6 protein-coding genes and 1 tRNA gene are annotated in these 14,231 nt (G+C 56.9%); 4 read left to right on the plus strand and 3 right to left on the minus strand.

Features of this window, described 5'->3' with window-relative positions:
• Positions 1-73: 73 nt before the first annotated feature.
• The 3 genes from AB1L30_RS23470 to AB1L30_RS23480 all read left to right on the plus strand — a co-directional run bounded on the left by AB1L30_RS23470 (position 74) and on the right by AB1L30_RS23480 (position 8,143).
• On the plus strand, positions 74-2,821 hold the full coding sequence (locus AB1L30_RS23470) for a response regulator (protein WP_367016571.1): 2,748 nt from the start codon (positions 74-76) through the stop codon (positions 2,819-2,821).
• A gap of 248 nt (positions 2,822-3,069) precedes the next feature.
• Entirely contained in the window at positions 3,070-5,811 is a 2,742-nt protein-coding gene (locus AB1L30_RS23475) for a glucosidase (protein ID WP_367016573.1), read from the plus strand.
• Positions 5,812-6,181: 370 nt separating this feature from the next.
• Complete coding sequence (locus AB1L30_RS23480; protein WP_367016575.1) at positions 6,182-8,143, plus strand: MBL fold metallo-hydrolase; 1,962 nt, start codon at positions 6,182-6,184, stop codon at positions 8,141-8,143.
• Between the two features lie 65 nt (positions 8,144-8,208).
• On the opposite strand, the gene AB1L30_RS23485 is transcribed toward AB1L30_RS23480, so the two are convergent.
• The 3 genes from AB1L30_RS23485 to AB1L30_RS23495 all read right to left on the minus strand — a co-directional run bounded on the left by AB1L30_RS23485 (position 8,209) and on the right by AB1L30_RS23495 (position 11,438).
• The gene (locus AB1L30_RS23485) at positions 8,209-10,107 is read right to left on the minus strand and encodes a CotH kinase family protein (RefSeq protein WP_367016577.1); all 1,899 of its coding nucleotides are present in this window, start codon (positions 10,105-10,107) and stop codon (positions 8,209-8,211) included.
• A gap of 56 nt (positions 10,108-10,163) precedes the next feature.
• Complete coding sequence (locus AB1L30_RS23490; RefSeq protein ID WP_367016579.1) at positions 10,164-10,862, minus strand: DUF4956 domain-containing protein; 699 nt, start codon at positions 10,860-10,862, stop codon at positions 10,164-10,166.
• 502 nt (positions 10,863-11,364) lie between these two features.
• Positions 11,365-11,438 (minus strand) — tRNA-Met (locus AB1L30_RS23495).
• Positions 11,439-11,693: 255 nt separating this feature from the next.
• Between AB1L30_RS23495 and AB1L30_RS23500 the strand changes: the two genes are divergently transcribed.
• Complete coding sequence (locus AB1L30_RS23500) at positions 11,694-14,222, plus strand: cytochrome c3 family protein (RefSeq protein WP_367016580.1); 2,529 nt, start codon at positions 11,694-11,696, stop codon at positions 14,220-14,222.
• Positions 14,223-14,231 lie beyond the last annotated feature (9 nt).

The following is a 14,231-nucleotide window of genomic DNA, read 5'->3' on the forward strand; positions in this document are numbered from 1 at the left end:
TTCCGCCTCAAACCCCACAACCTCATGCCGCTTCCTGGGACGCGCCTCTGCCCAGGGAAGGACGTATTGGCTTATGCCCCCATCGATACGGATCCTTCTGATTGAAGATTCTTCCGACGAAGCTGGTCAGATCCAGCAGTTTCTCAGCGAAACGGAGGAACAATTCTCGCTCGCCCACGTCGAGCGTCTCGAGGATGGTCTGTCTCATCTGCGGCAAGGGGAAGTCGATGTTGTGCTGCTCGATCTCGATCTGCCCGATAGCGCCGGGGTCGCCACAATCCAGTCGGTTCACAGCCAGTTCCCCCGTGTTCCGATGGTGGTGCTGGCGAACCGTTCCGACCGGGAACTTGCTTCGCGGGCGATCCAGGAAGGTGCCCAGGACTGCCTTCCCAAAGAACAAATCGATTCCGGATCACTGACGCGATCGATCCGCTACGCCATCGAACGAACGCACCGGCAGTTGGCCGAATCGACCCTCGAAAATTCCGAAGCACGCTATCGCGGGCTGGTCGATACGCTGCCGGTATGCGTACTGCAAAAGGATCTCGACGGCCGGTTCATCTTCGCCAACCAGGCCTACAGCGAGTTCACCGGACATGTCGTCGCCGATATCCTCGGCAAAACGGACTTCGATCTTTCGCCCCATGATGTCGCCGAGAAGTTTCGCGAAGACGACCGCAAAGTCGCCGAATCAGGTCAACAGTTTCGCGACATTGAAGAGAACACCACCGATGGCCACACGACCTGGGTCGAGGTCATCAAGTCCCCTATTCGCGACGCCCAGGGAACCATCGTCGGCACCCAAGCGATCTTCTGGGACGTGACCCAGCGCCAAATGGCGATCGAAACCTTGCGAAACGCCAAGGAAGCCGCCGAAGAGGCGAACCGGGCCAAGAGCGAATTTCTGGCAAACATGAGCCACGAGATCCGTACGCCGCTGAATGCTGTGATCGGCATGGCCGAACTGCTTCTAGATACGTCGCTCACCCAGACGCAGCGGGACTATCTGAAGATGGTCCACGAGTCGGGTGAGTCGCTTTTGTCAGTCATCAACGACATCCTCGACTTCTCGAAGATCGAAGCCGGCAAGCTCGATTTGATCTCGAAGCCGTTCGACATTCGCGAAACGGTTGGCGATATGATGAAGCCGCTCGGGATCCGAGCCGGCAGCAACGGGCTGGAATTGACCTGCCATTTTGCCCCAGAAGTTCCTGCGGTGATCGAGGGAGATTCACATCGATTACGTCAGATTGTGGTGAACCTGGTTGGCAATGCGATCAAGTTCACCGAACAGGGCGAAATCGACTTCGACGTCTCGGTCGAATCGACCGATGGCGATAACGTGTTGCTTCACTTCCAGGTTCGCGATACCGGCATCGGTGTACCGGAAGACAAACTGAGCACCATCTTCGAGGCATTTGAACAAGCCGATTCCGGATCGACCCGGCACTATGGCGGTACCGGTCTGGGACTGGCGATCTGTGCTCGGCTCGTCGATTTGATGCGCGGCGAGATCTGGGTCGAGAGCGAGGTTGGCACTGGAAGCACATTCCACTTTAAAGCTCCCTTCCCGATCAATCGCGTTAGCCCAATCGGTCAGCCGCGATCGGCGGCACGCATCCAAGGCACGCATGTGCTGATCGTCGACGACAACGCCACCAATCGAACCATCCTCGACGAAATCGTTCGCAGTTGGGGAATGCGGGCCCAGTCAGCCGCGAACGCGGAACAGGGTCTGACCATGCTGAAGGAAGCCAAGTCAATCAACGATCCTTACGCGATCCTGCTGACCGATGTCGAAATGCCGGGACGCGATGGGCTCGATCTGATTACCTCGATGCGGGCGATCCCCAGTTTGGAGAAAACGCTGGCGATCGTGCTCAGTTCCTCTGATCGACCTTCGACGCGTGGCCGCGGCGAGAACCTCGACATCAGTGCCTTCCTGATGAAACCGGTGAAACAGTCTGAACTGTTCGACGCGATCATTGTCGCTTTGGGCGTCGCCGCGCCCGAGGACGATCACGAAGGATCGACCGCAAGTCGACTGCCTCGGATTCGTCCGTTGAATGTCCTGCTGGCCGAAGACAACCGAGCCAATCAAAGGCTGGCCATCGCGCTTCTGGAAAAATGGGGGCATACGGTCACCCTTGCCACCACCGGTAAAGAAGCGGTCCAGATGTGGGAAGCCAATACGTACGACTTGATCGTGATGGACGTACAAATGCCTGAAATGGACGGCCTTCAGGCGACGCAGACCATCCGCCAACACGAACAAACTCGGGGGGGACACATTCCGATCATTGCGATGACTGCTCATGCGCTGTCGGGCGATCGTGAGAAATGCCTTGCCGCCGGAATGGATGGCTATACGTCGAAGCCACTACGAATCCAGGAACTGCACGACGCTATTTCGCAGTTCTTTGCTTCTTCAGAGCCAGCCGCGGTGTCGCCGCCCGCCGCCAAGAGGCCGAGTTCGATGGATTGGTCGCATGCACTTCGGGCTTGCGATGGCGACAAAGACCTGTTATTCGACTTGTTGCATCTGTTTTTGGAAGAAACGCCAGAACTGCTCAGTCAGCTCGACCAGGCGATCGCCGGCAGGCAAAAGGACTCGATCTATCGAGCAGCCCACACAATTGTGGGCTCGCTGCGGATTATCGGGCCAACCGAAGCAGGCCAGATTGCAGTCGAGATCGAGAAACGTGCCCGCAGCGAGAACATCGAAGGAGTCGAAAAGCTTTCGCAAGAGTTGCGAGGTAGCCTGGACCACCTGCTATCATTGGCTGTCAACGTCGTTGAGGGCCGCGAGACGTTACCCTAAACCGCTACTGTAGGGGGATGCATGCGGCTGAACACGCATGTGTGCCAGTTATGACGTTTCCGCAATCTGTGCGGCCCCAAATTCAGGATCCACTTTCGCGAATGGGAATAAGATTCGCATAGATTGGGATCTACATTTCCTGGACGTGTTACAACCGTGAGGAACACGGAAACACGCTAGATTAGCGCGCACGATTAGCATCTTTTGTGGGCATCCCACGGGGACCCGCAGAATAAGACGGGAGAAGTATGCCAGAAGCGGAATGGGAACGGTTGTCCTCGGAAGCCCAGAGGGAAAAGGGTGCCAACTGGAGGCGTTGGGGACCCTACCTGGCGGAGCGTCAGTGGGGCACCGTTCGTGAGAGCACGGCCGAAAGCGATCCATGGTTGAATTTCACCCACGAGGAAGCCACCTGGCGAACCTATCGATGGGGCGAAGACGGCCTGTTGGGCATGTGCGACCGCCAGTGTCGCCTCTGCTTTGGCCTGGCCTTATGGAACGAGAACGATCCGATCTTGAAGGAACGTCTGTTCGGGCTGACCGGTCCGGAAGGGAACCACGGGGAAGACGTCAAGGAAGCGTATTACTACCTCGATTCGACTCCCACCCATTCGTACATGCGGGCCCTGTATAAGTACCCGCAAGCCGAGTTCCCTTACCAGCATCTTCGCGAAGAGAACGCCCGTCGATCGCGCCAAGAGCCAGAGTACGAGCTGACCGATACCGGCATCTTTGACGAGAAACGCTACTTCGACGTCCAAGCGGAGTACGCCAAAGCGACCGCTGAAGATGTCCTCATTCGCATCACCATTTCGAACCGTGGTCCGGAAGACGCCCCGCTGCATTTCCTACCCACCTGGTGGTTCCGCAATACTTGGGCCTGGGGACCAACGCTCGAGAAGCCAGAAAAGAAACCATCTCTCACCCTGGTCGGTCCAGACGAAGTTGAAGTCAAGCACGAGACCCTCGGACAATACCGCATCTACGTCGACGCCGGGCCCGATGGCGAGCAGCCAACATGGATGTTCACTGAAAACGAAACGAACACCTGGCGGTTTGAAGATCCCAACAGCCGGCGTCCTTCCTGCAAAGATGCTTTCCACCTGTCGGTGGTTGAAGAAGTCGATGGAGTCGTCAATCCAACACCATCCGGCACCAAGGCCGCTCCGCACTTCAAGTGTGTCGTTCCAGCCGGTCAGGCGGTGCAGTTCCGCTTACGTTTGGCTCCGATCGATGATCTGCCGGTGCAGCCATTCGGTGCCAGCTTCGATGATGCCTTCGATCAACGTATCGACGAAGCCAACCGCTACGCCAAGTCGCGTGTCGCACCAGGGCTTTCGGTCGAGGAACAAATGATCCTTCGCCAGGCCGATGCCGGTTTGCTGTGGACCAAGCAGTTTTATCACTACGTGATCCCGCGTTGGCTAGAAAGCAAAAACAATCCCAAGAAAGACCAGGCACATCCAATGCCAGGGCAACCAAGCCCTCGCAACGCGGACTGGGGGCACTTGTACAACCGCAACATCATCTCGATGCCGGACAAGTGGGAATATCCCTGGTATGCCGCGTGGGATTCGGCGTTCCACTTGATTCCGTTCGCCAAGATCGATCCGTTCTTCGCCAAGGATCAGGCCATTCTCTTTCTGCGAGAATGGTACATGCATCCCAACGGGCAACTGCCGGCGTACGAATGGAACTTCAGCGACGTCAATCCGCCGGTTCACGCTTGGGCCTGCTGGCGGGTCTATCAGATGACCGCCGCTGAAGGAATGCCAGACCGTGTCTTCCTGGAACGGGTCTTCCAGAAGCTGCTACTGAACTTCACCTGGTGGGTGAACCGCAAAGATATCCGTGGCAAGCATGTCTTTAGCGGTGGGTTCCTCGGGCTCGATAACATTGGGATCTTCGACCGCTCGAAACCGCTGCCGACGGGTGGCCACCTCGAACAAGCCGACGGTACGGCCTGGATGGCGTATTTCTGCAGCAGCATGCTGTCGATCGCCTTCGAGCTGGCCGATGGCAACCCTGCCTACGAAGATATGGCGTCCAAGTTCTTCGAGCACTACGTCTCGATCGCGGAAGCGATGAACTCGCTTGACGGTACCGGACTGTGGGACGAAGAAGATGGCTTCTATTACGATCACTTGCACCTCAACGGTCGCAGCATTCCGCTGAAGATTCGCTCGATCGTCGGGCTGATTCCTCTGCTAACGGTCGACGTGCTGTTCGATCGCACGATGGAGAAGCTACCTGAGTTCCGCAAGCGTATGGAATGGTTCCTGAAGTTCCGTCCTGAATTGGCCAAGTTCATGACCTACATGGAACACGAACCGAACGGCTCGGACGAAGGTCGCCGCCTACTCGCAATTCCAACGAAGGAACGCTTGCTGCGAATGCTGCGTTACCTTTTGGACGAAGACGAATTTCTCTCGGCGTACGGAATTCGCTCGCTGTCGAAATACCACGAGCAGCATCCGTTTGAATACGAACTCAACGGCGAGAAGCTGTGCGTCCAGTATCAGCCGGCTGAATCGGACAGCGGTTTGTTCGGGGGCAACTCGAACTGGCGTGGCCCGATCTGGTTCCCACTGAACTACCTGATCATCGAAGCACTCGAACGTTATCACCAGTTCTATGGCAACACGATGCGTGTCGAATGCCCTGCTCGCTCAGGCAAGTACATGAATCTGCAAGAGGTTGCCGACGAAATTCGGAAGCGTCTATCGAAGTTGTTCCTGGCCAATGCCGAAGGGGATCGACCGAGCTACTGCCGCAGCGATGTCCTGTTGAGCGATCCGAACTGGCGTGACCTGGTGTTGTTCTACGAGTACTTCGATGCCGAAACGGGCAAGGGTCTCGGGGCAAGCCACCAGACCGGTTGGACCGCGCTGATTTCGCCGATCCTCGATACGCTCGCCACGCGGCGTCATCACAACAAGACACCAAAGCAGCCTGTCGAACAGCCGATGCCGACCGAAGAGCACGTTTGAACCTCGTAGTCAGCATCAGAAACACCTTTCGGGGCAGGCCTTTGGTCTGCCCCGTTTTTTTGTGGATGTCGACGAAACGCTTTCCCACCGCATTCCCCTGAATCTAGTCGCCGCTCTGGTGGGAAGGAACAGGGCGATCAACGATCCCAATTTCACGATTACTACAGTCAACTTGACCAGCGCCAGTCGCGTTCGCTTCAGCTCGACCATCTCGGCATCTCTCCGCATTGGTTTCGATTTTCGCCTCTCTCGCGAACCCGCAACTACGCCGTCTGCAATCCCTGAGACCTCAAAACGTTTTGCATTGCCCGAATTGCGAGAGTAGATTGAACGCCAACTGCCTGAAGCCTTTCCCTTTGCGAGCCACGCCATGCGAAACTGGATCGGGATCTTTCTGCCGTCGTTTTGCCTCGCTTTCGTATCGATCGCCACCGCTGCACCAGCGGAACTGACTCGCCCGCTGCCAGATCGCTTTCCTAACCTTTATGCCTGGCGAGATACCTGCAATGTTTACGTCTGGAAGCATCAAGATGAAGCCTTGCTGGTCAACATCGGCGCTGGCTCCGTCGTTGATCAGTTGCCCAAGATTGGCGTGAAGAAGGTGACCTGTCTGCTGGTAAATAATCACCATCGAGAGAACCTGCAAGGAATCGGCCGGCTCGATCTGGAAACCGTTCAGGTCGTTGCTTCGCAGATCGAGGCCGAGATCCTGGCTTCGCCGACCACGTTCCGCAAATGGCATCCGAAGCTTGGCGACAAGTATTCGGTCTATGGCGCCAGTTATGTTCGTCCACCCAACACTCCGGTGGAATTCGATCAAGTTCAAACGGCTGACTCGCAGATAACCTGGTACGACTTGACGTTCGATTGCCTCGCGACGCCAGGCCATTCCCCAGGCGAGATGACCTACGTGATTCGCCAGCACGACCAAGCCGTCGCCTTCAGTGGTGGGCTGATGCACGATGGTGCCCGGCTTACCAACTGGTTCGATTCTGAATGGGACTACGGCTTTGCCGCCGGCATCGATGCGCTGCTCACGTCCGTCGAGCAGCTAACCAATCGCAAGATCGACGTCATTCTTCCAGTCCAAGGGCCCCCGATCCATAACGCCACGCAGCAACTGGAAGCCTATCGTCAGCGGTTGCAGCAGTTTCGAGCGGCTTACGTACGCGGGTACCCGGTCTTCGACAAAGATCCCGCTAAACGGGACCGTATCTCCGTTCCGACCAAGGTGCCCCATCTGAACCAGATCACGCCTCACCTCTACAAGCTGAGTCATGATTTTCAGGGGCGTAATTTCGCGATGCTGATCTCCGATAAAGGGCACGGGCTGATCCTTGACTGTGGCCTGATTCCCGCCCAGGTCCTCGACGAAATCATCGTTGGGGCGCGGCAACACTTGGGACTGACGAAGATCGATGCTTTCTGGATCTCGCACATGCATGGCGATCACTTCCTGCTGGGGCCCATGCTGAAGGAGAAGTACGGGGCTGAGGCGTGGACGCTCGACAAGATCGTCGACCGCTGCGAGAATCCGGGCCGATACGACTACGCGGCGCTGGTGAACACCTACGGCGATGGTTTCGACGGAATGAAGATCGACAAAGGCTTTCGTGCCGGCGAGCGAATCGACTGGCAGGGCTACCAGATCCAGGTCGACTGGCTGCCGGGCCAAACCGAGTTTGGTTGTTGCTTGTGGCTCGACATCGATGGCAAACGCATTGCGTTCACCGGCGACAATCTCTTCGGCGATCCAACCGATGAAAACCAAACCGCCCACGACTGCGTCGTCTGCCGCAACAGCGCCATTCTGGAAGAAGGGCACATTCTAGGGAGCCAATATTTGCTCGACCTGAAACCCGATATCGTGATGGCCGCCCACTCGTACGTGATGCCGGAGCCGGAAGGCATCTTGCGGCGATACCATGCCTGGTCGAAGCAGATGGCACAGCTCTATCGCGACATGCTACCGGAAACGAACTACGAATACCTTTTCGATCCGTACTGGGTCTCAGCCTATCCCTACCGAGTCGACCTAAGCGATGGTCAGCCAAAGAAGGTCGAGGTGACGGTTCGCAATTTCCGCGATTCCCCACAACAACATCGCATCGAACTGGTTCTTCCGCCTGGCATCACGGCCAGGCCTGTGGTGCTCGAAGGAACCGTTCCGCCTCGAAGCCGGCAAAAGTTTTCGATCGAGTTGCAAGCCAGCGACGAGCTTTCCCGGCCAGGCATTCAGATTATTCCGTTCGACATCGAACTCGACGGAAAGCATTACGGCCAATGGTTCGATATCATCGCTCGAACCGAAAAGAGTTCGCCCGCACAATGATCGGGCGGGAAGGGAACAGTGGCGCGAGGCGGATTCGCGTCGAGCCACTGTTCGATCTCCAAGACCTAGGGTCGGGCTGAACCGGGGTCTTTGTAATCCAGCAGGAACTGACGTCGTTCCTGGAAGAACTTCTTCAGCGACGATCCCTGGCTTTCGCGACCTGATCCGTCGACCGTGGTCACTTGTTGGAAGCCTTCGAGCGAACCAAGTTTCCGCGTGTCGGAGGCGACATCCGCTTCAATCAACTTGGCGTGCTGCTTGATCACTGGCTCGATCTCGCCGGGGGCCATCGACTTTTCGGCGATCTCGCGGACGTACTCTAAATACTTCTTTCGCAGGCTTGGCACCGCCAGAAGCTTGCTGCGAAGAGGCATCCGTGGATTATCGATCGACACGAGCGGATCGAGTTCGACACCACCATGACCGGGGCCGCCAGGGCCGCCCATGCCACCTCGCCCGCCAGGACCACCTGGGCCTCCGCGGCGGAAACCACGTTCGTTCGGCTCGCCACCCGGAGGGCCGAACCCTTGCGGTGGATTATTGCCCGGCTGGGCCTCACCACGATTACCTTCGCGATTGGGTGGCCCCTGGAACCCGCCTGGTCCCATGCCTGGAGGTGGACCTTCGGCACCACCCCGTCCCATTCCCATCGGAGGTCCTTCACCACCACGGAACATGCCGCGCGGTGGACCGCCCGGCCCACCGGGACCACCGGGACCACCGGGACCACCGGGACCACCGGGACCACGACCGCCGCCGCGACCATCTGCGAACGCTTCGTTCATATCGTGAGGGATCAGGTGAAAGCGTTTGTCGCTATCGAGGAACAGGTAGTAGTCGCTCGCTCGCGTCCAATAGCCGTCGCTGTTGACCAAGGCCACGTCCAACGCAAGGAACTTCAACGTTTCGTCGATGTCGAGCAGCGGCTCCAGTTCGCGTTCCAGCTTTTCAGGTGGGGTTTCTTCCAGCGTGCGGCAAAGTCGAATGAGAGCCGCCCATGCCTTCTTGCCATCGTTCGACTTCATGTCGTAGCGGCGTTCGTACTCTTCAGTCGATTCGCCCATGTAACGCAGACCACCGTCACCATTGGGACTTCCGCTGACCTTCCAACGGGTCCCCTTCGAAGGATCGAAGTGTTCGGAAATGAAGGTCTTATCGAACTGCTGAACGTTCGCATAAACGCCCCAGCTTTCGCCATTGATGACCACGCGAACGTGATTCGCTTTCGGAACCGGGATGTATTGACTGGCGATGTGCGAATAAAGCACCGTGCTGAGCAGCGATTCATCGCCGGCACAGTTGAGCAGGTTCAGCGTTTTGTATCCAAGGAGTTCCTGATCTTCATCAGCCAGGTCAAGCTTGACGTTGAACGATCGCTTGTAGCCGGTCGGCACCATGCCGTACGAGGACATCCCTCGAAATCGCATTCCGACGTTCGGATAGACTTTGCCATCGACCGTCAGCTTCGCAGGCACCTCGACATCGGTTCCGTGGAAGTCTTCCAATTCCTTTTCCCAATCTTCGTTCTCAAACTCGAAGAAGAGGGTGCGTAAGGCAGTTGGATCGTATAGCCCCGCATCGGAATAAGTTTTGACGTCTGCCGGAGCAAGCTTCGGGCCTGGGCTCGGGGCGGGTCGATTCCCACCTCCACGACGGCCGCCACCACCTTCCGATTTGACCTCTTCACGGGCTTTCGCGCGTTCGGCTCGATCGAGCCAACCGTTCTCGTCCAGGTCGAACTCTTTGACCAGCTTGCGATCTTCACGACCACCCCCAAAACCAAATCCCCCGCCAAAACCGCCGGGACCTCGGAATCCCCCTTGGCGACCACCGGGTCCGCCAGGGCCACCCTGATCGCCGGGGCCACCAGGGCCTCCAACACCAGGAGGTCCTTGGGCAACGGAAGTTGTTGTGAAGAGGGATACCAACAGGAGTAATCCCAGCGAAATGATCGAACGTTTCATAAGGTAAACTCTCGAGTCTTGATGCCGAAGGTGCAACTTCGTAGCGGCCTTGGCCGTTAAGCTTGATTCTCTGGATTCGGGCCGGATGGCTTCACCCAGATAGTGAGCGTGGCTTTGTTTTGGGGTAGATCGATCGTTTTGATTTCGACTTGAACGACATCCAGGCCCGTTCTCTGTCGTAAGTCATTCAACAGCATTTCTCGATGGTCATCTCCCAACCACTCGAGGCGGTCGTATTCGATGCTGTACTTGGGAAGCTTGTCCTTCTTATTTGCCTTGCCGTTGCCGTTGGTGGGTTCCTTTTCGCTGCCTGTGGTGGGCTTCACCTTTTCCGGATCCGCTCCTACCAAGGTCTCCTTCAGCAGCATCGAAGCAAAAATCACCGAGTTCACCACGGCGACTTCGGTGTAGCTGGTCTTCTTATTCGCCAAAGAGTTGATGACTGCGATCCCAATCACGATGAACAAGTACGTCATCTCTTTGGGCCGAATCGAATCGGTTCGATACCGCAACACGCCGAACACCGCGAACAGCCCCAGCGCGAGGCCGAGGTCAAGCTCGAGCTTCTTCATCGTGAAGCAGATGAAGAACACCACGATGTTCAACATCACCGCCGTGAAAGCGAACTCTCGCTGCCGCTGACTGGGATAGATCCCAAACACAACAATCAGCGAAAGAAAAAACAGGTTGATCAGGAACCGGACCAGCAACTTGAACAGGTCGGCATCGAAGAGAGGGACTTCCAGGAATTCCATAAGCGCACGTAAAGGTCTGTTTCGGATCGAGTGATTCGACCGACGGAAATCGGCTGAAGACAGGCGGTCATCGTTCCACGTGGCGAGAAGATGTGCCAGAAAGGCCAAGGGCTGGTGGATAACGAACCGCGATAGAATGTTAAACCTGCGTTAAGATCGCAAGTTCCGGCCAGCAGGAAAGAAAAGTCCGGTTTTTACCGTTGATTGGGCCAAACGTTCCCTTGAAGGAGCAAATAACCCCCGCGCATTCCGTTGCATGGTCCCCTGCCTGAAAAGGGTTCGTCACGATGGCCATCGGCGAAGGGGAACCTCGCAGTCGGCCGAACGCGGACGGCAGTGGCTCCACCTTGGAGCTAGCACTCGACAAGCCATCCAACCCCAGTCCACTCTTGGAACGCGCACCCGGGGTCGAGTTTCTTTACGGAACCGCGCAACAAAAAAACCGGACTGGCAATTACCAGACCGGTTTGATGTAAGTTGAGGCTGTCAAACAGCTTAAAAGTAGCGGCAGAGGGACTCGAACCCCCGACACGCGGATTATGATTCCGCTGCTCTAACCAGCTGAGCTATGCCGCCTTAGGAACTCTAGAAGTTAATTTTTCCGGTCTAGTTCGTCAACGGGGTGCCGTCCTCTTGCTAAACAAAGTTGTCTGCGGGGCGGCTCACCATTGGAAAATGCGGAATAGATCGACCGTTTGCTCCAGTCGCGCGGCTGTTTTGCGGAATTGATGCCTGGGCGTCATGCAGTTGGTTTCCTATTGTCGCGGCTGTCCGTAATAATGGAATGTTTCCCGCCGCGCTAATCCCTTTGCCTACTTCTCTTAGCACTCCATGGCATCTCGCAAGCAAAAACGCAAGCAGTCCCCTGCCCCTTCCCAAACGATGCCGCGCTGGATGTTGGCAGCCGGGGGTAGTCTTCTTCTGATCCTGGTTCTGGGATCGCTCGTCACCGCCGATTGGTACTACGCGATGCCCGCCGACACGAAGGTCACTTATGTGGGGGCGAATACCTGCATCAAGTGTCACGAGAAAGAACACGCCGAGTGGGCCGGGTCCGACCACGATCTGGCGATGGACCTGGCAACCGACGAAACGGTGCTGGCCGACTTCAACAACGCGGAACTTCCGCATCACGACCTGACATCCAAGATGTTCCGTCGCGATGGCAAGTTCATGATCAACACCGAAGGCCCTGACGGCCAGATGCACGACTACGAAATCAAGTATGTCTTCGGCGTGCATCCGCTGCAGCAATACATGGTCGAAATGGAGCCGCCGACGCCTGGTTCGCCTCCCGGTTCGATTGGTCGCGTGCAAGTCTTGCGCGAATCTTGGGACACGGTTCTAAAAAAGTGGTTCTATCTTTCGCCTCCGGATGTGAAAGAGAAGCTCGCCGTCGACGATCCGTTGCACTGGACCGGTCGCACACAGAACTGGAACCACTACTGTGCCGACTGCCACTCGACCAATCTGCAGAAGAACTTTGATCTGGCCACAAACAGTTATCACACGACCTTCACCGATATCGATGTCAACTGCGAGACCTGCCACGGTCCTGGCAGCGCGCACGTGGAACTGGCCAACGCGACCAGCTTGTTCTGGGATCGTAACCTTGGCTATGGTCTCCGCAAGCTGAAGGGGGATTCGACCGAAGCGCAACTTACCCAGGTCGAAACCTGTGGAACGTGTCACTCGCGCCGCCAAGTGATCTGCCCGAGCTATCAACTGGGCGATAACTACTACGATCAGTACAACAACGAACTGATCGCCCCGCAGACCTATTACTGCGACGGTCAGATCATGGAAGAAGACTATGTATACGGCTCGTTCCTGCAGAGCAAGATGTTCCACAAAGGGATCCGCTGCACCGACTGCCACGATCCACACACAACCAAGCTGAAGTTCGAAGGCAACTTGCTGTGCACTTCGTGCCATCAGCATCCCGCCGGTAAGTACGATACGCCAGCCCATCATTTCCATAAGACCGGCTCGACAGGGACCTCGTGCGTCGAGTGTCACATGCCAGAGACGACTTATATGGAAGTCGACCCACGACGCGATCACAGCATTCGTATCCCGCGTCCCGATCTGTCGGTTGAACTGGGAACCCCGAACGCGTGCACCAAGTGCCACCTCGACAAAGCCGATCTACCGCGCGAAGAGCATCCCGATGTTACCCGTTACGATCAGTGGCTGGCCCTTGCTCGGGCCGGTGACGAAGACGTGAAGGCCGGCTTGGCAGGCGTGGATCGATGGGCATTGGATGCTGTGAACCAGTGGTATGGCGACACGTCGAAGATCCCGAAAGAAGAACATTACGCTCATAAGCTGTCCCGAGCCTGGAGCAACGAACCGACCGCTGGCGAAGGCCTGGTCGAGATGGTTCGTGATACAAAGCTGCCAGGGATCGTTCGCGCCAGTGGCATGATGTACCTGGCGAATTATCTGAATGAAGACTCGGTTCAAGCCGCCCTTCGCTTTATGTCGGATGAAGATCCTCAGGTTCGTATCGCAGCGATCGAAACGCTGCGGGACGTTCCGCCTCTTTCGCCGAACCTGCAAGCCAAAGTGCTCGATGCCTTGCTAATCCGGCTTAACGACGAGGATCGTTCAGTCCGTACCGCCGCGGCCTGGTCGCTGGCGAATGAGGATTCGCGGGCACTCGAACTTCGCGGCGAGAGCGAAGCATTCGTGAAAGCACTGTCCGAGGCAATGGACGCGATTCAGCGCGACAACGATCAACCCGCTTCGCATCTTTCGATGGGTGTGCTGTACGAGCGGATGGGCAAGATCCCGGAAGCGGAGAAGGCATATCGCACCGCCATTCGCCTCGATCCTGGCTTCACCGGGCCGCGTTCGAATCTTGTGACGTTGCTTCAGCAGCGCCAAGATTCTGAAGAACAGCAAATGCGGCAACTGGTGATCCAGGGCCAGCGACCCGCCGCCGAAGCGATGGCGGAAGACCTCGGCAAACGGGCCGTGGAAATCGCCCGGCTTCGCATCGAGGAATTGAGGAACATCGAACGGGACGTCAGCCAACAACCGAACTTCGCCCCGCTGCAGTACCAGTATGGCTCGGCGCTGTATATGGCGGCGAAGCATACCTCTCCGGAAACAGCGGAGCCGTTCTTCAACGAAGCGTTCGATGCGTACAAGAAGGCCAAAGAGCTCGACCCGAACAATGCTCAGTACGCACTGATGTATGTATTAATCTCGCAGTACCTCGAACGCTGGGACGAAGCCGATCAGGCGATCGCCAACCTGATGGAGCTGGTTCCCAACAACCCAGAGTTCATGCAGTTGAAACGCGAAATCGATGCCCGCGTTTCGCCACGCCAACAACAACAGCGGCAACGCTAAGCAGGCTGC

It is taken from the genome of Bremerella sp. JC817 (genome assembly GCF_040718835.1).
In the GTDB taxonomy this organism is placed as follows: domain Bacteria; phylum Planctomycetota; class Planctomycetia; order Pirellulales; family Pirellulaceae; genus Bremerella.